Raw genomic sequence first — 19,510 nt, forward strand, 5'->3', positions numbered from 1 at the left:
CTATACGATCTCCGCTAATATTAAATCAGCGTTTTGTTTTTCATATTCAAGATGAGCTCCAGTAACAGACTGAACGAACTCGATATTATATGCGAACTTCTGTAATTTTTTACGAACATCCTTTTGAGACGTAGCCTCTAAATATAAAACTTTTGTATTTTCACGTACTGGGACCTCAGTTAATTTTTCTTGATAAAATACTTTAAAAATCATTGGGGAAACCTCTCCTTGTCTATGTTTTGCATTATCTGTTACTTATTATAAAGCAAACAGTCACGATTTTCATGTTTTTTCGAATGAGAATGAAGAAAAAGCCCGAAATGGGCACAATTTAAGCGATAGTCTTCTTACGGACTAAATCGTTTAAATAACGCTTGAGCTTTTTCTTCAGCTTCTTCAGCATGATTACTCCTTCCTTTCCTTATTTTAAACATGCATATTACTAATGATAACTCCGTCTCCCGTATAAGAAAGAAGATTAGAAGTGAATAGTGAATCTTGTTCTTTTTAGTATAGTGTAAGTTATCCTATAGTAACGATTAGTAGCCGTTAGTTATAGATATAGTATGAGGAAGAATAGAAAAGAAAATTCATCCGAACAAGTATCCACATTTTTTTACTAATAGTATATGCACATTTCATAAATAAGGTCAGAAAGTGAACGCTTTCTTCACAGATGTTTAATATGTTATACTTTTTTTTGAAATTTGAAAAGTGATAATCAAAATAGGAATATAGAGTGCCAGAAAGGATTTTGACAAATGAATGATAAAATTGTCTTTTTTGATATTGATGGAACATTATTAGATCATGATAAAAAAATTCCGCAATCTACAAGAGATGCAGTAAGAGACTTACAAGAAAAAGGTGTGCATGTAGCGATTGCGACAGGGCGTGCGCCATTTATGTTTGAAGATATTCGTGAGGAACTCAATATACATAATTATGTTAGTTTTAACGGACAGTATGTTGTATTTGAAGATGAGGTAATATTTAATAATCCGTTACACCCAGCTGCTCTACATAAGTTTACTCAGTTTGCAAAACAAGAAGGATATCCACTTGTATATCTTGACCATCAAGAAATGAGAGCGTCAGTGGAATATCATGATTATGTAAAAGAAGGTTTTGGAAGCTTACAATTCGAGCACCCGGCATATGAACCTGATTTTTATGAGAAACGCGATATTTATCAAACGCTTCTTTTTTGTGAAGTAAACGAAGAAGAAAAGTTTATTCATCATTATCCAGATTTTCATTTTATACGCTGGCATGCATATTCAATGGATATTATTCCTAATGGTGGTTCTAAGGCAAAAGGGATTGAGAAGTTTATTGAGAAAATAGGATTTAATCGTGAACAAGTATATGCATTTGGGGATGGATTAAATGATTTAGAAATGATTGGAGCAGTAGGAACGGGTATTGTGATGGGGAATGGTCATGAGGATTTGAAAAAACTTGCTAATTATGTGACAAAAGATGTTAATGAAGATGGTATTTATCACGGATTAAAGTGGGCTGGCTTGTTATAAGTAAGTGTGGAACCCATTTCATATAATAAAAAGGCGGAAGGTTAACTTCCGCCTTTTTATTATTATCGCTCTAGAGGTTTTGAATCATCGGGAGCCACAAATGGATTGTCTTTATTAATATGATCATAGAACATAACACCGTTTAAATGGTCGATTTCATGTTGGAATACAATTGCTGGTAAACCTTTTAATCGCAGTTTTACGTCTTCACCGTTAATCGTTGTTGCCTTTACTGTAATTCTTGTGTAACGAGGGACATAACCAGGTACTTCACGGTCTACAGATAGACAGCCTTCACCATTTTGTAAATATGTACGTTCAACAGAATGACTAATGATTTTTGGGTTAAATAATGCGTAGCTATATAACGTACCGTTCGTATCAGTTACATGAACCGCAATCATTTTCTTTGAAATACCGATTTGTGGAGCCGCTAATCCGATTCCGGGGCGTAAATTATATTTTTCAGCCATTTCAGGGTCCTGGCTATTTATTACAAATTCAATCATTTCTTTAAGGGTATTTGTATCTTCCTCGCTAGCAGGTAAGGAGACCTCTTCTGCGACGTCGCGCAAAATAGGATTTCCTTCACGAATTACCTCATTCATTGTAAGCATATGTAATCTCTCCTTTCTTCTTTAGTCTACCAAAGGAGATAAAAAAAGTCATCGGCAAGTAAGGAAGAGCTACTTGGAAACAAATCTTCTACAGATAAGTTATGTACTAAAAAGAAAAGACGGCAAAGCCGTCTGTTTCTTTCCATAGTTGTTTCATTTTACATTAATTAGCGAATGCAAGCAGCGCCAACGATAATTAAAAGGATAAACAACACAACGATTAAGGCGAAGCCGCTTCCAGATCCGCCACAAGAACCGCCATAACCGTAGGAAGGATATGAACAAGTTGTTGGATAGCAATATGAGTATCCGTACATGAGATGACCTCCTTTATCATTTCCCGCTAATACTGCGGTTACTATAATGTATGGAGGAATGATCAGAAATGTATAGGTATTTACCTAAAAAAGGAAGAAGTGTTTGTATAATTTTATTGAGAAGAGAGAAAAACTAAAGAGAATTAAATCGTTTACATATTATTCTAAGAGAAAAAACAAGTTAAAAAGGGAATAATATAACAGTAGGTTATTGCTTACTAATACAGATGTGAAAAATAAAAACACGTTTGTGTAGAGGAAACCTGCATATTATTTATAAAAAAACGTATTCAAAGTAATTGACATCGTAATTAGAATAGTTGTAAACTAAAAAACGTGATCAAGATTGTATTAATATGTTTTTGAAAAAACATTAGTACAGATTGTTAGGTACACAAAATTATTCTCAACCGACAGACAAATTTGTTGGTTTACATTGTTGCGCTTTCAGTCTAGTTAATAGATAGTGAAAGCGTTTCAGAATATGGTTCAAGAGAGGAAGAGGTGAACGGAATGGGTACTAAAACAAAAAAGACCCTATTTAATGTTGATGAGCAAATGAAAGCTATCGCAGCTCAATTTGAAACATTACAAATTTTAAATGAAAAAGGCGAAGTTGTGAATGAAGCAGCTATGCCTGAATTATCTGATGATCAATTAAAAGAATTAATGCGCCGTATGGTGTATACTCGCGTACTAGATCAACGTTCTATTTCTTTAAACCGTCAAGGACGTTTAGGTTTCTACGCACCAACTGCTGGACAAGAGGCTTCTCAATTAGCAAGTCATTTCGCACTTGAAGCAGAAGATTTCATCTTACCAGGATATCGTGATGTTCCACAATTAGTGTGGCACGGTCTACCGTTATATCAAGCATTCTTATTCTCTCGTGGACATTTCATGGGTAACCAAATGCCTGAGAATGTAAATGCACTTGCTCCACAAATCATTATCGGTGCGCAAATCATCCAAACTGCTGGTGTTGCGTTAGGTATGAAACTACGTGGTAAAAAATCTGTTGCAATTACTTACACTGGTGACGGTGGTGCTTCACAAGGTGACTTCTACGAAGGTATGAACTTTGCGGGCGCATTCAAAGCTCCAGCAATCTTCGTTGTACAAAACAACCGTTATGCAATCTCTACTCCAGTAGAAAAGCAATCTGCAGCTAAAACTGTAGCACAAAAAGCAGTAGCAGCAGGTATTTACGGAATTCAAGTAGACGGTATGGATCCATTAGCTGTATACGCAGCAACTGCATTCGCTCGTGAGCGCGCAGTAAACGGCGAAGGCCCTACTTTAATCGAGACTTTAACATTCCGTTATGGTCCACATACAATGGCTGGTGATGATCCAACTCGTTACCGTACAAAAGATATCGAAAACGAATGGGAACAAAAAGATCCAATCGTACGCTTCCGTACATTCTTAGAAAACAAAGGCCTGTGGTCTCAAGAAGTAGAAGAGAAAGTAATCGAAGAAGCAAAAGAAGATATCAAACAAGCAATTGCTAAGGCTGACCAAGCTCCAAAACAAAAAGTTACTGATTTAATGGAAATCATGTACGAAAAAATGCCTTACAACTTAGCTGAACAATATGAAATTTACAAAGAAAAGGAGTCGAAGTAAGCCATGGCTCAAATGACAATGATTCAAGCAATCACTGATGCTTTACGCGTTGAAATGAAAAATGACCCTAACGTACTTGTGTTTGGTGAAGACGTTGGTGTAAACGGCGGAGTATTCCGTGCTACTGAAGGTTTACAAGCTGAATTCGGTGAAGATCGTGTAATGGACACGCCACTTGCAGAGTCTGGTATTGGTGGACTTGCAGTTGGACTTGCACTTGAAGGCTTCCGTCCAGTTCCAGAAATCCAATTCTTCGGTTTCATTTATGAAGTAATGGATTCAGTTTCTGGTCAATTAGCTCGTATGCGTTACCGTTCTGGTGGACGTTGGACTGCTCCAGTAACAATTCGTTCTCCATTCGGTGGTGGCGTTCATACTCCAGAACTACATGCTGATAGCTTAGAAGGATTAGTGGCTCAACAACCTGGTCTAAAAGTTGTTATTCCATCTACTCCATACGATGCAAAAGGTCTTTTAATCTCTGCGATTCGTGACAACGATCCAGTTATCTACTTAGAGCATATGAAATTGTACCGTTCATTCCGTCAAGATGTACCAGAAGGCGAATACACAATTGATTTAGGTAAAGCTGATATCAAACGTGAAGGTACAGATGTATCTGTTATCGCTTATGGTGCTATGGTTCATGCTGCATTAAAAGCTGCTGAAGAACTTGAAAAAGAAGGTATCTCTTTAGAGGTTGTTGACTTACGTACAGTTCAACCATTAGATATCGAAACAATCATCGCTTCTGTTGAAAAAACAGGCCGCGTAGTTGTAGTTCAAGAAGCTCAAAAACAAGCTGGTATTGCAGCTAACGTTGTAGCGGAAATTAACGACCGTGCAATCTTAAACTTAGAAGCTCCAGTTGTACGTGTTGCAGCTGCTGATACAGTATTCCCATTCTCTCAAGCTGAGAGCGTATGGTTACCAAACCATAAAGATATTGTTGAAGCTGTTAACAAAGTAATGAACTTCTAATTTTTAGTTTTTCATGTGCAGAAGAAATCAGCACATGCTGGTTTCTTTTGTACATATTCCATAATAATGAAATGAATCAGGGGGCTGAATTCCGTGGCATTTGAATTTAAACTACCAGATATCGGTGAAGGTATCCACGAAGGTGAAATCGTAAAATGGTTTATTAAACCAGGCGATGAAGTTAATGAAGACGATGTACTTCTTGAAGTGCAAAATGATAAAGCAGTAGTAGAAATACCTTCTCCTGTTAAAGGTAAAGTACTTGAAGTACTTGTAGAAGAAGGAACAGTTGCAATAGTAGGAGATACATTAATTAAATTTGATGCTCCTGGATACGAAAACCTTAAATTTAAAGGTGACGATCACGATGAAGCTCCAAAAGCTGAAGAAGCAGCAGTAGAAGCTCCAGCAGCAGCTACTCCAGCAGCAGCAACTGCAGAAGTAGTAAATGAGCGCGTAATCGCTATGCCATCTGTTCGTAAATATGCTCGTGAAAAAGGTGTAGATATTCATAAAGTAGCTGGTTCTGGTAAGAACGGCCGTGTTGTGAAAACTGACATCGATGCATTTGCAAATGGTGGACAACCAGTAGCAGCAACTGAGGCTCCAGCAGCAGTAGAAGCTACTCCAGCAGCAGCGAAAGAAGAAGCACCAAAAGCACAACCAATCCCAGCTGGTGAATATCCAGAAACTCGTGAGAAAATGAGTGGTATCCGTAAAGCGATTGCGAAAGCAATGGTTAACTCTAAGCATACAGCTCCTCACGTAACATTAATGGACGAAGTAGATGTAACAGAACTTGTTGCTCACCGTAAGAAGTTCAAAGCTGTTGCAGCTGACAAAGGTATTAAATTAACTTACCTTCCATACGTTGTAAAAGCTTTAACGTCTGCATTACGTGAATTCCCAATGTTGAATACTGCTTTAGACGATGCTTCTCAAGAAATCGTTCATAAACATTACTTCAACATCGGTATCGCAGCTGATACAGACAAAGGTCTATTAGTACCAGTTGTTAAAGATACAGATCGTAAATCTATCTTTACTATCTCTAACGAGATCAATGAACTTGCTGGTAAAGCACGTGACGGTCGTTTAGCTCCAACTGAAATGAAAGGTGCTTCTTGCACAATTACAAACATTGGTTCTGCAGGTGGACAATGGTTCACTCCAGTTATCAATCACCCAGAAGTAGCAATCCTTGGTATCGGCCGTATCGCTGAGAAACCAGTTGTGAAAAACGGTGAAATCGTTGCAGCTCCAGTATTAGCATTATCTCTAAGCTTTGACCATCGTTTAATTGACGGCGCAACTGCTCAAAAAGCATTAAACCAAATTAAACGTCTATTGAATGACCCACAATTATTAGTAATGGAGGCGTAATAACAATGGTAGTAGGAGATTTCCCAATTGAATTAGATACAGTCGTTGTTGGTGCAGGTCCTGGTGGATACGTTGCGGCAATTCGTGCAGCACAATTAGGTCAAAAGGTAGCGATTATTGAAAAAGCTAACCTTGGTGGCGTATGCTTAAACGTTGGATGTATTCCTTCAAAAGCGTTAATCAATGCAGGTCATCGTTATGAGAATGCAATGCATTCTGATGACATGGGTATCACTGCAGAGAACGTAAAAGTTGACTTTACAAAAGTTCAAGAATGGAAAAACGGCGTAGTTAAGAAATTAACTGGCGGTGTTGAAGGCCTTCTTAAAGGTAACAAAGTTGAAATCATTCGCGGTGAAGCTTACTTCGTAGATGCTAACACATTACGCGTAATGACTGAAGATGCAGCACAAACTTATACGTTTAAAAATGCTGTTCTTGCAACTGGTTCTACACCAATCGAAATTCCTGGATTCAAATACTCTAAACGTGTTATCAACTCTACAGGTGCATTAAGCTTACCTGAAATTCCTAAAAAACTTGTTGTAATCGGCGGCGGTTATATCGGTATGGAATTAGGAACTGCATATGCTAACTTCGGTACAGAAGTTACTGTAGTAGAAGCTGGCGATGAAATCTTAGCTGGTTTTGAAAAAGCAATGAGCTCTGTTGTTAAGCGTGCACTTCAGAAAAAAGGTAACGTAAATATCCATACAAAAGCTATGGCTAAAGGCGTTGAAGAAACAGAAAACGGTGTAACAGTTAGCTTCGAAGTTAACGGTGAAGTGAAAACTGTTGAAGCAGATTACGTTTTAGTAACTGTAGGTCGTCGTCCAAATACTCAAGAAATCGGTCTTGAGCAAGTTGGAGTTAAAATGACTGACCGTGGCATCATCGAAATTGATGAGCAATGCCGTACAAATATTTCAAACATCTATGCAATCGGTGATATCGTTCCTGGACCACCATTAGCTCACAAAGCTTCTTACGAAGGTAAAGTAGCTGTTGAAGTAATTAGTGGCCATGCATCAGCAATCGATTACATCGGAATTCCTGCAGTATGCTTCACTGATCCAGAATTAGCATCTGTTGGTTACACTAAGAAACAAGCTGAAGAAGCAGGAATGACAGTAGCTGTATCTAAGTTCCCATTCGCTGCAAACGGTCGTGCGTTATCATTAAACAGCACTGACGGTTTCTTACAACTTGTAACACGTAAAGAAGATGGTCTTCTTGTAGGTGCACAAGTTGCAGGTGCAGGTGCTTCTGATATTATCTCTGAGATTGGCTTAGCTATCGAAGCTGGAATGACAGCTGAAGATATCGCTCAAACAATTCATGCTCACCCAACATTAGGTGAAATCACAATGGAAGCAGCTGAAGTTGCTCTTGGAATGCCAATTCACATTGTAAAATAATTTAAGTAATGTAAATAACCCATCTCTTATTTAAAGAGATGGGTTATTTTTATTTTCATAAAATGACTCGCAAGGTCTTTATATGTACTTGTCGAATGAATATATAATACTTTAAATGAACGGTTAGAATATATGCCGTTATATAATATGTAATTGATTCAAACTTAATCCCATATATTAATAAAATAGAGCATGTCAAAGGAGAAGGTTCCATGAGAATACTACATGTTATATTTTATCATTTTCTATTATGGAGTGGTTTTTCCATTGTATTAACATTATCGAATGGTGATAAGTTTCATTATAAAGTAATTCTCTTTTTCGTATTTCTTTATTTGGCATATGTGATTGCATGTTTTGTATTACACGTAAGAAAGCAAGCATTATTCCTTACGTGTTCAAATTGCATACTTTTTTTAATCATATTCTCTATTTTTTAAATTAACGTTTATAGAAATACATTGTTCTTCCATTAAATAGTTGTAACTCTCCTTCTAATTTCTTCGCTAAAAAACGGCTAAATTCATTTGCTTTTCCTTTATCACCAAATGTTGCTGTAGTAGGTAAAGAAACCTGAATGAAAGATTGTTCCTTTTCTATTCCAATCCCAACATAAATAGAATCATATCGATCGTGACTCGATTGGAGTTTTAATGTTGTTGCTGATGTATCTAATATTTCATAAGGAAAAGCTGTACTTGTATAAGCATAATTAATTTGATCACCAGTCTTGGAAGTAACGGTTTTATAGTTATGAAAAAGGTGTTTAACATCCTCTATTGAAACAGATTGTTGATTGGATTTAGGTACAAGTGTGATAAAGGCGTGTTGCATACAAATTCCCCCTTAGCTTAGTAGAATAATATCATTCTACATCCTACTGAATTTTTTGACAATTAAAAGGAGTATTGCTTTTTTTGTTTAATATATTAATTGAGTAGGAAGTGTTATTTAGAAAGGTGGAAACTGATGTTTGAAAAATTGTATGATGAGCATGAAAGTGTGAAGGTACGATTTTTAGGATTTATGACGCATGATACACGTTATGATTTTGGAGTTATTTATACAAATATGTTTTTTGGAAAGCCACTTATTGTTTGTATGCAAACAGGGAGATCTACTTTGCTTGGGCGAGATGATGTAGAAAATGTTCCATATATACAAGAAACTTTTAAGTTAGGATCGGAAGAGGAGGCGGAGGAGTTAGCTCAGTTTTTTAAATTTCTTGTTCCGTCTACTTCTTTGCATGCGGAGTATGAAGAATAATTAACAAGAAACAGTCGTACGTATGAGATATGGCTGTTTTTTTGTGTTAATATCGCATACTAATTTAATTTTAAAATATTTAATGTGTTATACTAAAAACCTATTGACGTAAAAAGTATAACATATTAAAATAAAGACAGAAAGTTAAGCGGTTACAAAAGTTTTTGGGATTATAAACTTAGGGGGAAATGAAAAATGGGAACAATCGTATGTCAAGATTGTGAAGGTACAATTGCACACTTCGAGGATGAGAAAGTAACGGTACTTTACGGGAAATGTGGATCTTGCGGATGTGATCACACAGAACATACAAAAGCCCAATAATTGATAGGAAATTGACAGCTAAAAGTTTTTAGGACCATAAACTTAGGGGGAAATGAAAAATGGGAACAATCGTATGTCAAGTTTGCGAAGGAACAATCGGACATTTTGAGGATGAGAAAACGACAGTACTTTATGGGAAATGTGGTTCAAATTGTGACTGTGCTAGTAGAGACAATGCGAAAGCTTAATCATATATAAGTAGATTATTCTTAAAACTCAGGGGGGAAATGAAAATGGGAACAATCGTATGCCAAGTTTGTGAAGGAACAATCGGACATTTTGAAGATGAAAAATCAACAGTACTTTATGGGAAATGTGGATCTCATTGCGAATGTGACCATAAAGAACATTCAAAAGCTTAATAATTAAGAAAAAACGCCTACACATGTAGGCGTTTTTTTAATAGATTGTAGTTGTATGTCCGACTGTTGCAACGATTGCATCATCTCTAATAGGAATAAATCCTATTGATGTTTGTGGCGTGTTAGGAGAGGTATATTGACTCATCATACGGCTATCAATACGAGTAATAAAATCGGTTAAATAAGCTGAAATAAAAGCATAAGGAATCCTTCGTTCATTTAATGAATAAATAATTTCCTCTTTCGTTTTTACGCCTACGCCATGTCCGTAAAAAAAGAAGTTTCCTAGATAGATTGTATTTTCTCCTTGCCACTCAATCGTAGCTGGATTAACTTGTGGGTTTTTAAAGTAAACGAGGTCACCTGGAACGATATCGCCACTCGTTTTTGTTATGAGCTTTAAGTCGCGATCGTACTCCCATGTATAAAGTAAGAGGTTTGCGAATAAACGGTTGAAAGTTTTTTCCTCATATAATGATAGTAATGCTTTGTAAAAAATGATAATCATTGCGGTGGCACATTCAGTTCCATATAGTTTTCCGTTTTTAAAAATATCTTGGATGGCAATAGAGGGTGGTACGTTTGGGAGTAGTTGAAATCCGCCAAGTGATGTTCTTTCCCAAAACTGAGGGTTGCAAAAAGATTGTTGAAATGTACGAAACTGAAATCCACTTTGAAAAAGTTCTAGCGCGGAAGTAATAATATTAACTCGTAAATTAAGATCAAAGCTGAGTTCATCGGCTGTTCGGAAGGAATGAACTTCTTGATTTCCCGCCATTATGGATAAAATCTGTTGTTTTTCAGCTGCAAATGGCTCATATTCATTTGTGATATAAGGGTGTACAATAGAACGACCTATCACAATCATAATGGTATCCCCACCTATACGTTACAGATTTCGCGATACGGGAAAGCCCATATTGGACTTTAGTCCGCCTTTAGACATAGGATGAAAGTATCGCTTTTTCATAGAAAAACATTTATCCCGCTATTTGCGGGCAGTAAGACTCCCACTTCAAAATTCGGCTGGAGCGAAGAAGTTAGGTGGGAGGCGGGCTGCCCGTAAACGCCCGATTGGTGAAGGCTAATAATCAGTGAGGGATGAACAAAACCCCTACTGATTAAAGTTTCACTTTATATTTTGGTAGACTTTAACTACAGACAAGTACAAGTCTTTAAAACGCCAATGTGTTCCTTGAAAAAAAGATATCATAGGGAGTTCGATAGCCGAATTCAAGCTATCGGTAAAATGATATGTGTCGTCAAGAACAAGACGCTAAAACACCTGAACACGAATCTGTACGGTATGGTATAGAGTACCGTAGCACACGAACCTATACGATTTGTTGTGAGAGTGGTGATGGCACACCGCAATCTTGCACGTCAGCGATACCAGAAATGGACTTCGCCTTTGGTAGCAAGAATCCCACTGATGTTAGTCAGCTTGCCCCATTAGGGGTGAGAATGTCAAATTCTTTAGTATCGTATGAAAAAAAGAGAAAAAAGGTGAAAGAAAAGCCTATCAACTGATAGGCTTGTACTCTTTAATAACACGTAATGTTTGTAATGTCATATCTTCGGGACCTTGTACAGGTAACCCAGCTTCTAAATTTTTACGAATATACTCTAAGTTATCTTGTGTAATAATTTCCCCCGGAGTAAAGATTGGAATCCCTGGCGGATAAACCATAACAAAATCAGCTATAATACGACCTGCTGCGTTTTCAAATGGAATGACTTCTGTTTCTGAATAAAAAGCATCTCTAGGAGAAAGTGCTAGCACAGGTATTTCTGGAATTTCTACGTGTACTTGAACACCTTTATCTGCTCTATTTCTGTATGTTGCTGCTAAATCTTGTAATGCTGTAATAAGTGTATCTGTTTCACTTGCTGTATCTCCAAATGTGATAAGACAAAGTATGTTATATAAATCAGAGAGTTCTACTTCAATGTTGTAATGTTCTCTAAGCCATACTTCAGCCTGATGGCCTGTAATACCTAAATCTTTTACAGATACAATTATCTTTGTAGGATCATAGTTAAAAGTAGCATCTGTACCTAGCATCTCTTTTCCAGGACAATAAAGATGCTCAATAACATTTATAGCATCACGAACATGTTCAGCTAATTGTATTGTTTGTTCTATGAGAGCTTTTCCTTCTGTAGCAAGACGTTTTCTGGCAACATCAAGAGATGATAACAAAATGTAAGAAGTTGATGTAGTCGTAAGCATGCTAATAATGGATTGAACATGTTTTACATTAACAAGACCCTCTTTTACATTAAGAATAGAGCTTTGGGTTAAAGACCCTCCTAATTTGTGAACACTTGTTGCTGCCATATCTGCACCCGCTTGCATAGCTGACATCGGCAGTTCATCATGAAAATGGATATGAACACCGTGAGCTTCATCAACAAGTACAGGAATATCGTAAGCATGAGCTAATTCTACAATCTGCTCTAAATCTGCAGCAAACCCAAAATATGTTGGATTTATAACAAGTAAGCCTTTCGCATCTGAGTGCTCTTCAAGAGCCTTTTTGACAGATTGAATTGTGATCCCATGTGAAATACCGAGCTTCGGATCAATCTCAGGATGCATGAAAATTGGTTTTGCACCTGAGAAAATAATAGCTGACATTACTGATTTATGCACATTCCGTGGCACGAGGATTTTATCCCCAGGACCGCAAACGCTCATCACCATTGTCATAATTGCACCACTTGTACCTTGAATAGAAAAGAACGTATGATCTGCACCGAAAGCAGCGGCTGCTAAATCCTGTGCTTCTTTAATCATACCCTTTGGATGATGTAAATCATCGAGCGGCGCAATATTAATTAAATCAATTGCTAATGCATTATGCCCAATAAATTCGCGAAATGTAGGATCCATGCCCTGTCCTTTTTTATGACCAGGAATATGGAATTGAACTGGATTTCGCTTACTGTGCTCAACTAAAGCGGTAAACAATGGTGTTTCGTATTGGGACAATCTATACACCCCTTCTTCTTCGTAATATTTATTAGAGTTTGTTTTATATGATTTCATCTCATTCTAAAAGCAAATTAAGATGGCAAACTTTTAGAACTTGACTTGTTTTTCTGCCATTCGCAAAAGCCTTTTTGGGGATGGTAGTCTCACTTTATTCTCTATAAAACAAAAGCATTATATCACCAATAATTATAGATGTATAGAAAAATCGCATTTTCAAGGTGAGTATGTTTAATAGTTATATTTTAAATACCGCAAAGAGGAAGACAATTCCATTGAAATGGATAAATGGTGTATAATGCAGAGTGGCTATAGTGAAGAATAAAAGGTTCTCTTAAAGGTAGCATAATAGAAAAAGAAAGAATACTGAATGAGGTGCAAAAATGGAATATCAATATCCACTTGATTACGATTGGTCAAATGAAGAAATGGTAGCAGTTGTAAAGTTTTATGAAGCGATTGAAAAGGTATATGAAAAAGGAGTTTTGAGAGAAGATTTGATGGAATTATATCGTCGTTTTAAAGAGATTGTGCCATCGAAGGCAGCGGAGAAAAAAATTGATAAAGAATTTCAAGAAGTAAGTGGATATTCTATATATCGTACGATTCAAAAAGCAAAGGAAGTAGCGGAAAAAAAGATTGTTAAAATGTAAAAATATTTTGAAAAATAAAATACGAAGTGCTATAATGTGATAACAACTAAAAACGGACAATATAAATTGTCCGTTTTCTACTATCGATTACAAAGTGCATATAAAGGAAGGAGTGGTTGCATCGTAGATTCAATCTTAGCAAGGAATTGTTCGTTGGTCATTGCTGAAAACTCCTCTGGTGATATATGAATACCGACTAATAACTCTGCTTTTTTCACAGTAGCTAAACGTTCAATCATCTTTTGTAAGTCTTCTGTTTCAAGCGTTTTATGTAATTTTACACCTGGTTTAGTATGGTCAATGGACCAAACGAAGTTATTTGGAATATTTGTTTTTAAATCATTTAAATGTTCTAAGAAGGCGTGAGCCGTCTCCACTTTTTGTGAACACTCATAGATTAAACCAAAGTATATAAAGGCATGAGTACCCCATAAACCAATTTGAAAGTGTGGTAACATTTTATATCCACGTTTATTTGTTGAAAAAGCAACCCAAGTATCGTTTGGTGGATTGACTTTGCGGCGTGCATGTTTTGCTACATGGTAGAAAAAGTTTTCATCAGTTTGTTGTGATAAATATTCTGCAAACTGTTCCCCTAAAGCGTCTAGCTTAGGATGAATATTCGTTTTAATTGCGCTCATTCGTTCTTCAAGACCATCAACAGTAAAGACTTCAAAATCAGTGGATGTGAATGTTTGTAGTGTCATGATTGTTCCTCCAACTCCTATTTTGTTTTAATTTTAGCATAGCTTGTACTATTCATAAAAAAAACAGCACAAAAAAATTTAAATAAAAAAATATAATTTTGTTGCATAGATGATTTATCCAACATAGTATAGTATAAAACAAAAAATCAGAAAATTGAATCAATTCTAGTCCGAGGGCAGACGAATATTGGGAGGAGGCAAAAAAATGAGACAGGTGATTAATGCGTTAAAGAGAACAGATGCTGAAAAGAGAATTCCGGTGCTACGTTTGGAGCTAGATTATGAATTAGCAACTTTATATGATGCGATGATGGATAACGACAAACAGAAAAAAGAAGAGTGCGTACAAAAATTAGAAGTGTTAAGACTTGAAATGATCCGTTTAGAAGCGTAATAATAGTATATGTATAAATAATTAGTTGGTGCGAACCTTATAAAGGGTTCGTTTTTTCTGTGAACAGTATAGATCGGAGTGTTTAAACATGCAAGAAGTATGGAAAGACATCGATACACACGCGAAACAGTGGATTCGAGAAGCCGGAGAACATTTAATGGCGTCACTGAAAAAAACACTTATTATAGAAACAAAGTCAAATGCAGCTGATCTAGTAACAAACATGGACCGAGAAACGGAGCAGTTTTTGATTGGGAAAATTAAAGAAACATTCCCGGCTCATAATATTTTAGGAGAAGAAGGCTACGGAGATGAGATTACCTCTTCTAATGGGGTTGTTTGGTTAATTGATCCAATTGACGGCACGATGAACTTTGTTCATCAAAAAAGGAATTTCGCAATCTCAATCGGGATTTATGAGAACGGTATCGGAAAGATTGGTCTTATTTATGATCCGGTTCATGATGAACTATATCATGCGGTAAAGGGAGAAGGGGCTTTTTGCAATGATTTAGCTATTCCCATGCTGGAAAAAGGAACGGTAGAGCATGGAATTATAGCTTTGAATGCGATATGGCTTACTGATAATCCATTGCTTAATATGGAAAAAATGATGATGCTCGTTAAGAAGGCGAGAGGTACGAGGTCATATGGTTGTGCAGCGTTAGAAATGGTATATGTTGCAACGGGAAGATTAGATGCATATGTAACACCGCGCTTATCGCCATGGGACTTTGGCGGGGGACAGATTATTGTAGAAGAAGTTGGGGGTAAAGTGACAACGTTCTTGGGAACGCCCCTTTCTATTGTAGAGAAAAGCAGTGTGTTAGTTGCAAAACCAGGAGTATACGAAGAATTATTACCATTTGTATCGCAATAATGAAAAAAAGTAAGAGGCATAAAGAAGCTTCTTACTTTTTAATGTTATTGCGATTTACGCATTTTTCTTTTTGTTACAAAACCGTATCCAACTGTAACAAATGTGCCGATAATGCAAATAATAATGCCGATGGGACTATTTTCAGCAATCATAATTCCGATACCAATTAAGAAGATAACACCGATAATTGCTGTTAATAAAAAGCGATATTGAATGTGTTCCATTTCTTCACCCTCCAATCTTATTTTACTTTCACAAAAGTAAGAATACAACTATATTTTCATTCTTGATTTTATTTTGATTGCCATTGTATCCCCTTCGCTCTTATAATAGAGAAGGATTAAAAAGACATTAGGAGTTGGACATGTTGAAAAAACGACAAGATTTACGAAATATAGCAATTATTGCCCACGTTGACCATGGTAAAACAACACTTGTTGACCAGTTATTACGTCAAGCGGGGACGTTCCGTGCGAATGAACATATTGAAGAACGCGCAATGGACTCAAATGATCTAGAAAGAGAACGTGGTATTACAATTTTAGCGAAGAATACTGCGATTCACTATGAAGATAAAAGAATTAACATTTTAGATACACCTGGTCACGCTGACTTCGGTGGAGAAGTAGAACGTATCATGAAAATGGTTGATGGTGTTCTACTTGTTGTTGATGCATATGAAGGTTGTATGCCACAAACACGATTTGTTTTAAAGAAAGCTCTGGAGCAAAACTTAACTCCAATCGTTGTTGTAAACAAAATTGACCGTGACTTCGCTCGCCCTGATGAAGTAGTTGATGAAGTAGTTGACTTATTCATCGAACTTGGTGCAAACGAAGATCAATTAGAGTTCCCAGTTGTATTTGCATCAGCAATGAACGGAACAGCAAGCTTAGATTCGAATCCAGCAAATCAAGAAGAGAATATGAAATCATTGTTTGACACGATTATTGAACATATTCCAGCACCAGTTGATAACAGCGAAGAGCCACTTCAATTCCAAGTAGCACTTCTTGATTACAATGACTATGTTGGTCGTATTGGGGTTGGACGCGTATTCCGCGGTACAATGAAAGTAGGACAACAAGTTGCATTAATGAAAGTTGACGGAAGTGTAAAACAATTCCGTGTAACTAAATTATTTGGTTACATTGGATTAAAACGTCAAGAAATTGAAGAAGCAAAAGCTGGAGATTTAGTAGCTGTTTCAGGTATGGAAGACATTAACGTAGGTGAAACGGTATGTCCGGTCGAGCATGAAGAGGCTTTACCATTATTACGTATTGATGAGCCAACATTACAAATGACATTCCTTGTAAATAACAGCCCATTTGCAGGTCGTGAAGGTAAATTCATTACATCTCGTAAAATTGAAGAGCGTCTTCGTTCACAATTAGAAACAGATGTAAGTTTACGTGTAGATAATACAGATTCTCCTGATGCATGGATCGTATCTGGACGCGGGGAATTACATTTATCTATCTTAATTGAAAACATGCGTCGTGAAGGGTATGAACTACAAGTATCTAAGCCTGAAGTAATTATTAAAGATGTCGATGGCGTAAGAAGTGAGCCTGTAGAGCGCGTACAAATCGATGTGCCTGAAGAATACACTGGTTCTATTATGGAATCAATGGGTGCACGTAAAGGTGAAATGTTAGATATGGTGAATAACGGAAACGGTCAAGTTCGCCTTACTTTCATGGTTCCAGCACGTGGTTTAATTGGTTACACAACAGAATTCCTAACATTAACTCGTGGTTACGGTATTTTAAACCACACATTTGATTGCTACCAACCAGTACATGCTGGACAAGTTGGTGGACGTCGCCAAGGTGTTCTAGTTTCACTTGAAGCAGGAAAAGCATCACAATACGGTATTATGCAAGTTGAAGATCGTGGTGTAATCTTCGTTGAACCAGGTACAGAAGTATATGCTGGTATGATCGTTGGAGAACATACACGTGAGAATGATTTAACAGTTAACGTTGTAAAAATGAAACAACAAACTAACATTCGTTCTGCGACGAAAGATCAAACTTCAACAATGAAAAAACCACGCTTAATGACTTTAGAAGAGTCATTAGAGTACTTAAACGATGACGAGTTCTGTGAAGTAACTCCAGAATCAATTCGTTTACGTAAAAAGATTCTTGATAAGAGTGAGCGCGAAAGAGCTGCTAAGAAAAAGAAATCTGTTGAAGCATAAAATAATAGAACAGCTACCTTTTATAAAGGTAGCTGTTTTTTTGTTTTATGTTTATTTTTTTAGAATATTTACTCTTTTTTGTGGACAGTATTTTTTTTGCGAGTTACTCTTGTATTAAGTACATAAAGAGAATTTGTTTCATGAGAAGAGGTGAAAGATAGTGTTAGAAAGGATGTCATTTTTCGCGAAACTTTGTAAAGTTGATGAAAATCCAGAGTTAGGGATGTGGTTGCTTTATGGAACAATAATTTTATTAAGTGCACTTGTATATAATTTAGGATTTGCAAGGAAGCTATCGGTGCTAAAAAATATAGTGATATATACATCTTTAGCAATTGGATGCACGGTATTAACTTTTTTTGCAGTTTTTTTACCCGTTGGAGAGGGGCTCGTTGTAGCGGCAATTGTACTTGGAATTTATAGACTGCGTTTACGTCAAGCTAAACAACAAAAAACAGGGTGAAAAAAGGAGGGGCTTTCATGCGCTCAGTACAAGATGCACTATATAATTGGTTAACAATTAAAACGGTTGCGGAAGCACGTCCAGATGATAGCGCTGCACAAGAAACGTATGTATTATTTCAAAATATGATATATGAAGAGCATAAATTACGAAATGTAGAAGTTGAAAAGAATGAGGAAATGTATTTGATTACATATGAAATTGATGGAGAAATAAGGTGTGCAAGATTTCCGGTAGAAGCCATTGATTGTTTTTTGGATCAGATGAATCGTGAACCAGAAAAATACAAATAAGTCCTTATCTATATGATTAAGGACTTATTTCCGGTTTACCAATCGTCTTCTACTTTTTTATCACGATATAATCGGAAATTACCACTCGCATGGCGTTCCATAGTACGCTCTGCAATTCGTTCCGTACATTCCATGCACATATATGTATGAATAGGGCGATTACGCAGTTTTTTTGCCATAGGATTTTCGTCATCTAACATATCTCTTTTATCACAAATCATACATTTGACTCTCATTTCGTCACCTCAATACGAATTCTATCAGTATAAGTATATCATGGAAGTATAATGTTTTTGAATAATAGCGGGAAAAAATAATATTTTCGCAATTCGAAAAATAGGTTATGATAAGGATATATAAAGAATATTTGGAGGTGGAAATATGGCGAATGTAGTTGAGCCTACATTGACAGATGACTTAGTACAATCTTTGCGTAAAGAATGTATCGTTATGATAGCAACAACAGATTTCGAAAAACAAATCCCTAACGTAAGTGCTATTTCTTGGGTATATGCAGTGAGTGAAACTAGTATTCGATTTGCGGTAGATCAACGCTCACGTATTGTGGGAAATATACGGCATAGTGCAGGGGTTGTATTGACTATAATGGCGAATGAATCCGTATTTTCCATAAGTGGTGAAAGTGAAATTTTAACAGATAGAATGGAAGGGATTCCTCTAAAATTAACGGTAGTAGAAGTGACTGTGCAAGAAGTTCGTGATGTTATGTTTTATGGTGCGAAACTTGCTACTGAACCAACATATGAAAAAACATATGATCTTCGTGCTGCTAAAAAGCTTGATAATCAAGTATTAGTAGGAATGAAAGAATTATAAAGAAGATGAATAGGAACATCGTTCATAAACTTTTACAAGTGAGTATTGTGATTTAATGTGAAAAATTATAATTAAAAGTAATATATTGAATAGAAATGAATAAAAAATAAAGAAAAGGTTTAATTTCTATGAATTTCGATTCTACCTCGTTTTTACGGTACATATAATTATAACAATGGTTCGTCCATATTTATATGGATGAAACCCTTGTTCTACAAATTTAAAAGTGGAGTCAGGGGGTAACAGG

General features: G+C 36.4%; 26 protein-coding genes. 17 read left to right on the plus strand and 9 right to left on the minus strand.

The genetic code is table 11. The features are described 5' to 3' along the window. Nucleotides 1-213, minus strand: a complete 213-nt coding sequence (locus tag CQZ94_RS06425) for a DNA-dependent RNA polymerase subunit epsilon (protein ID WP_000576437.1) — start codon at nucleotides 211-213, stop codon at nucleotides 1-3. A 548-nt stretch (nucleotides 214-761) separates the two neighbouring features. Between CQZ94_RS06425 and CQZ94_RS06435 the strand changes: the two genes are divergently transcribed. Next, a complete protein-coding gene (locus CQZ94_RS06435) occupies nucleotides 762-1,535 on the plus strand; it encodes a Cof-type HAD-IIB family hydrolase (RefSeq protein WP_105584703.1) in 774 nt (257 codons plus the stop codon). A gap of 62 nt (nucleotides 1,536-1,597) precedes the next feature. On the opposite strand, the gene def is transcribed toward CQZ94_RS06435, so the two are convergent. Then, on the minus strand, nucleotides 1,598-2,152 hold the full coding sequence (gene def, locus CQZ94_RS06440; RefSeq protein WP_105584704.1) for a peptide deformylase: 555 nt from the start codon (nucleotides 2,150-2,152) through the stop codon (nucleotides 1,598-1,600). Nucleotides 2,153-2,319: 167 nt separating this feature from the next. After that, entirely contained in the window at nucleotides 2,320-2,469 is a 150-nt protein-coding gene (locus CQZ94_RS06445) for a YjcZ family sporulation protein (RefSeq protein ID WP_002014847.1), read from the minus strand. Between the two features lie 513 nt (nucleotides 2,470-2,982). Between CQZ94_RS06445 and pdhA the strand changes: the two genes are divergently transcribed. The 5 genes from pdhA to CQZ94_RS06470 all read left to right on the plus strand — a co-directional run bounded on the left by pdhA (nucleotide 2,983) and on the right by CQZ94_RS06470 (nucleotide 8,320). Then, entirely contained in the window at nucleotides 2,983-4,098 is a 1,116-nt protein-coding gene (gene pdhA, locus CQZ94_RS06450) for a pyruvate dehydrogenase E1 component subunit alpha (protein ID WP_097904475.1), read from the plus strand. Nucleotides 4,099-4,101: 3 nt separating this feature from the next. After that, a complete protein-coding gene (gene pdhB, locus CQZ94_RS06455; RefSeq protein WP_088097569.1) occupies nucleotides 4,102-5,079 on the plus strand; it encodes a pyruvate dehydrogenase complex E1 component subunit beta in 978 nt (325 codons plus the stop codon). 93 nt (nucleotides 5,080-5,172) lie between these two features. Further along, a complete protein-coding gene (pdhC, locus tag CQZ94_RS06460) occupies nucleotides 5,173-6,462 on the plus strand; it encodes a pyruvate dehydrogenase complex dihydrolipoyllysine-residue acetyltransferase (RefSeq protein ID WP_105584705.1) in 1,290 nt (429 codons plus the stop codon). A gap of 5 nt (nucleotides 6,463-6,467) precedes the next feature. After that, nucleotides 6,468-7,880, plus strand: coding sequence for a dihydrolipoyl dehydrogenase (gene lpdA / locus CQZ94_RS06465; protein WP_105584706.1), 1,413 nt, complete (start codon nucleotides 6,468-6,470; stop codon nucleotides 7,878-7,880). A 212-nt stretch (nucleotides 7,881-8,092) separates the two neighbouring features. Then, complete coding sequence (locus CQZ94_RS06470; RefSeq protein ID WP_002088334.1) at nucleotides 8,093-8,320, plus strand: hypothetical protein; 228 nt, start codon at nucleotides 8,093-8,095, stop codon at nucleotides 8,318-8,320. 1 nt (nucleotide 8,321) lies between these two features. Here the strand turns inward: CQZ94_RS06470 and CQZ94_RS06475 are convergent, their stop codons facing one another. After that, the gene (locus CQZ94_RS06475; protein WP_105584707.1) at nucleotides 8,322-8,714 is read right to left on the minus strand and encodes a DUF1885 family protein; all 393 of its coding nucleotides are present in this window, start codon (nucleotides 8,712-8,714) and stop codon (nucleotides 8,322-8,324) included. 135 nt (nucleotides 8,715-8,849) lie between these two features. Between CQZ94_RS06475 and CQZ94_RS06480 the strand changes: the two genes are divergently transcribed. The 4 genes from CQZ94_RS06480 to CQZ94_RS06495 all read left to right on the plus strand — a co-directional run bounded on the left by CQZ94_RS06480 (nucleotide 8,850) and on the right by CQZ94_RS06495 (nucleotide 9,832). Then, on the plus strand, nucleotides 8,850-9,146 hold the full coding sequence (locus CQZ94_RS06480; protein ID WP_000462037.1) for a DUF3055 domain-containing protein: 297 nt from the start codon (nucleotides 8,850-8,852) through the stop codon (nucleotides 9,144-9,146). A gap of 195 nt (nucleotides 9,147-9,341) precedes the next feature. Next, nucleotides 9,342-9,470, plus strand: coding sequence for a GapA-binding peptide SR1P (locus CQZ94_RS06485; protein ID WP_000536778.1), 129 nt, complete (start codon nucleotides 9,342-9,344; stop codon nucleotides 9,468-9,470). Between the two features lie 59 nt (nucleotides 9,471-9,529). Continuing rightward, nucleotides 9,530-9,658 (plus strand): GapA-binding peptide SR1P, encoded by a 129-nt coding sequence (locus CQZ94_RS06490; RefSeq protein WP_002033839.1) that lies wholly within the window; start codon nucleotides 9,530-9,532, stop codon nucleotides 9,656-9,658. Nucleotides 9,659-9,703: 45 nt separating this feature from the next. Beyond that, nucleotides 9,704-9,832, plus strand: coding sequence for a GapA-binding peptide SR1P (locus CQZ94_RS06495; protein ID WP_000536795.1), 129 nt, complete (start codon nucleotides 9,704-9,706; stop codon nucleotides 9,830-9,832). 37 nt (nucleotides 9,833-9,869) lie between these two features. Here CQZ94_RS06495 and CQZ94_RS06500 read toward each other — a convergent pair whose 3' ends face one another. Then, nucleotides 9,870-10,700 carry a protein-glutamine gamma-glutamyltransferase gene (locus CQZ94_RS06500; protein WP_105584708.1) on the minus strand — a complete coding sequence of 277 codons (831 nt, stop codon included), beginning with the start codon at nucleotides 10,698-10,700 and terminating at the stop codon, nucleotides 9,870-9,872. Between the two features lie 654 nt (nucleotides 10,701-11,354). Next, nucleotides 11,355-12,827 (minus strand): arginine decarboxylase, encoded by a 1,473-nt coding sequence (gene speA, locus CQZ94_RS06505; protein WP_142395764.1) that lies wholly within the window; start codon nucleotides 12,825-12,827, stop codon nucleotides 11,355-11,357. 383 nt (nucleotides 12,828-13,210) lie between these two features. Between speA and CQZ94_RS06510 the strand changes: the two genes are divergently transcribed. Continuing rightward, nucleotides 13,211-13,480: a UPF0223 family protein gene (locus tag CQZ94_RS06510; RefSeq protein ID WP_002111491.1), complete on the plus strand. Its 270-nt coding sequence runs from the start codon at nucleotides 13,211-13,213 to the stop codon at nucleotides 13,478-13,480. An 80-nt stretch (nucleotides 13,481-13,560) separates the two neighbouring features. On the opposite strand, the gene CQZ94_RS06515 is transcribed toward CQZ94_RS06510, so the two are convergent. Then, nucleotides 13,561-14,187, minus strand: a complete 627-nt coding sequence (locus CQZ94_RS06515; RefSeq protein WP_105584710.1) for a YktB family protein — start codon at nucleotides 14,185-14,187, stop codon at nucleotides 13,561-13,563. 205 nt (nucleotides 14,188-14,392) lie between these two features. Here CQZ94_RS06515 and CQZ94_RS06520 point away from each other — a divergent pair, with 205 nt between their 5' ends. Together CQZ94_RS06520 and CQZ94_RS06525 are read left to right on the plus strand one after the other, a co-directional pair. Next, the gene (locus CQZ94_RS06520) at nucleotides 14,393-14,581 is read left to right on the plus strand and encodes a hypothetical protein (protein ID WP_002121995.1); all 189 of its coding nucleotides are present in this window, start codon (nucleotides 14,393-14,395) and stop codon (nucleotides 14,579-14,581) included. Nucleotides 14,582-14,669: 88 nt separating this feature from the next. Next, complete coding sequence (locus tag CQZ94_RS06525; RefSeq protein WP_078181626.1) at nucleotides 14,670-15,461, plus strand: inositol monophosphatase family protein; 792 nt, start codon at nucleotides 14,670-14,672, stop codon at nucleotides 15,459-15,461. A 44-nt stretch (nucleotides 15,462-15,505) separates the two neighbouring features. On the opposite strand, the gene CQZ94_RS06530 is transcribed toward CQZ94_RS06525, so the two are convergent. Further along, the gene (locus CQZ94_RS06530; RefSeq protein WP_000400127.1) at nucleotides 15,506-15,685 is read right to left on the minus strand and encodes a DUF5325 family protein; all 180 of its coding nucleotides are present in this window, start codon (nucleotides 15,683-15,685) and stop codon (nucleotides 15,506-15,508) included. A gap of 140 nt (nucleotides 15,686-15,825) precedes the next feature. Between CQZ94_RS06530 and typA the strand changes: the two genes are divergently transcribed. The 3 genes from typA (at nucleotide 15,826) to CQZ94_RS06545 (ending at nucleotide 18,426) form a co-directional block, all read left to right on the plus strand. Next, nucleotides 15,826-17,670 carry a translational GTPase TypA gene (typA, locus tag CQZ94_RS06535; protein WP_002111487.1) on the plus strand — a complete coding sequence of 615 codons (1,845 nt, stop codon included), beginning with the start codon at nucleotides 15,826-15,828 and terminating at the stop codon, nucleotides 17,668-17,670. 160 nt (nucleotides 17,671-17,830) lie between these two features. Next, nucleotides 17,831-18,133, plus strand: a complete 303-nt coding sequence (locus tag CQZ94_RS06540; protein ID WP_002066917.1) for a YlaH-like family protein — start codon at nucleotides 17,831-17,833, stop codon at nucleotides 18,131-18,133. 17 nt (nucleotides 18,134-18,150) lie between these two features. Continuing rightward, entirely contained in the window at nucleotides 18,151-18,426 is a 276-nt protein-coding gene (locus tag CQZ94_RS06545; RefSeq protein ID WP_002146008.1) for a hypothetical protein, read from the plus strand. A gap of 35 nt (nucleotides 18,427-18,461) precedes the next feature. Here CQZ94_RS06545 and CQZ94_RS06550 read toward each other — a convergent pair whose 3' ends face one another. After that, complete coding sequence (locus tag CQZ94_RS06550) at nucleotides 18,462-18,662, minus strand: YlaI family protein (RefSeq protein ID WP_105584711.1); 201 nt, start codon at nucleotides 18,660-18,662, stop codon at nucleotides 18,462-18,464. Between the two features lie 145 nt (nucleotides 18,663-18,807). Here CQZ94_RS06550 and CQZ94_RS06555 point away from each other — a divergent pair, with 145 nt between their 5' ends. Beyond that, a complete protein-coding gene (locus CQZ94_RS06555) occupies nucleotides 18,808-19,263 on the plus strand; it encodes a pyridoxamine 5'-phosphate oxidase family protein (protein ID WP_002121984.1) in 456 nt (151 codons plus the stop codon). The last annotated feature ends 247 nt before the right edge of the window (nucleotides 19,264-19,510 follow it).

The sequence above is a fragment of the Bacillus sp. MYb209 genome, from assembly GCF_002975175.1.
Lineage (GTDB): Bacteria > Bacillota > Bacilli > Bacillales > Bacillaceae_G > Bacillus_A.

What these genes read in the sequence shown, in the direction of transcription:
- CQZ94_RS06425 (WP_000576437.1), bottom strand. Translation starts at nt 213, where the DNA reads ATGATTTTTAAAGTATTTTATCAAGAAAAATTAACTGAGGTCCCAGTA.
- CQZ94_RS06435 (WP_105584703.1), top strand. Translation starts at nt 762, where the DNA reads ATGAATGATAAAATTGTCTTTTTTGATATTGATGGAACATTATTAGAT.
- def (WP_105584704.1), bottom strand. Translation starts at nt 2,152, where the DNA reads ATGCTTACAATGAATGAGGTAATTCGTGAAGGAAATCCTATTTTGCGC.
- CQZ94_RS06445 (WP_002014847.1), bottom strand. Translation starts at nt 2,469, where the DNA reads ATGTACGGATACTCATATTGCTATCCAACAACTTGTTCATATCCTTCC.
- pdhA (WP_097904475.1), top strand. Translation starts at nt 2,983, where the DNA reads ATGGGTACTAAAACAAAAAAGACCCTATTTAATGTTGATGAGCAAATG.
- pdhB (WP_088097569.1), top strand. Translation starts at nt 4,102, where the DNA reads ATGGCTCAAATGACAATGATTCAAGCAATCACTGATGCTTTACGCGTT.
- lpdA (WP_105584706.1), top strand. Translation starts at nt 6,468, where the DNA reads ATGGTAGTAGGAGATTTCCCAATTGAATTAGATACAGTCGTTGTTGGT.
- CQZ94_RS06470 (WP_002088334.1), top strand. Translation starts at nt 8,093, where the DNA reads ATGAGAATACTACATGTTATATTTTATCATTTTCTATTATGGAGTGGT.
- CQZ94_RS06475 (WP_105584707.1), bottom strand. Translation starts at nt 8,714, where the DNA reads ATGCAACACGCCTTTATCACACTTGTACCTAAATCCAATCAACAATCT.
- CQZ94_RS06480 (WP_000462037.1), top strand. Translation starts at nt 8,850, where the DNA reads ATGTTTGAAAAATTGTATGATGAGCATGAAAGTGTGAAGGTACGATTT.
- CQZ94_RS06485 (WP_000536778.1), top strand. Translation starts at nt 9,342, where the DNA reads ATGGGAACAATCGTATGTCAAGATTGTGAAGGTACAATTGCACACTTC.
- CQZ94_RS06490 (WP_002033839.1), top strand. Translation starts at nt 9,530, where the DNA reads ATGGGAACAATCGTATGTCAAGTTTGCGAAGGAACAATCGGACATTTT.
- CQZ94_RS06495 (WP_000536795.1), top strand. Translation starts at nt 9,704, where the DNA reads ATGGGAACAATCGTATGCCAAGTTTGTGAAGGAACAATCGGACATTTT.
- CQZ94_RS06500 (WP_105584708.1), bottom strand. Translation starts at nt 10,700, where the DNA reads ATGATTGTGATAGGTCGTTCTATTGTACACCCTTATATCACAAATGAA.
- CQZ94_RS06510 (WP_002111491.1), top strand. Translation starts at nt 13,211, where the DNA reads ATGGAATATCAATATCCACTTGATTACGATTGGTCAAATGAAGAAATG.
- CQZ94_RS06515 (WP_105584710.1), bottom strand. Translation starts at nt 14,187, where the DNA reads ATGACACTACAAACATTCACATCCACTGATTTTGAAGTCTTTACTGTT.
- CQZ94_RS06520 (WP_002121995.1), top strand. Translation starts at nt 14,393, where the DNA reads ATGAGACAGGTGATTAATGCGTTAAAGAGAACAGATGCTGAAAAGAGA.
- CQZ94_RS06525 (WP_078181626.1), top strand. Translation starts at nt 14,670, where the DNA reads ATGCAAGAAGTATGGAAAGACATCGATACACACGCGAAACAGTGGATT.
- CQZ94_RS06530 (WP_000400127.1), bottom strand. Translation starts at nt 15,685, where the DNA reads ATGGAACACATTCAATATCGCTTTTTATTAACAGCAATTATCGGTGTT.
- typA (WP_002111487.1), top strand. Translation starts at nt 15,826, where the DNA reads ATGTTGAAAAAACGACAAGATTTACGAAATATAGCAATTATTGCCCAC.
- CQZ94_RS06545 (WP_002146008.1), top strand. Translation starts at nt 18,151, where the DNA reads ATGCGCTCAGTACAAGATGCACTATATAATTGGTTAACAATTAAAACG.
- CQZ94_RS06550 (WP_105584711.1), bottom strand. Translation starts at nt 18,662, where the DNA reads ATGAGAGTCAAATGTATGATTTGTGATAAAAGAGATATGTTAGATGAC.
- CQZ94_RS06555 (WP_002121984.1), top strand. Translation starts at nt 18,808, where the DNA reads ATGGCGAATGTAGTTGAGCCTACATTGACAGATGACTTAGTACAATCT.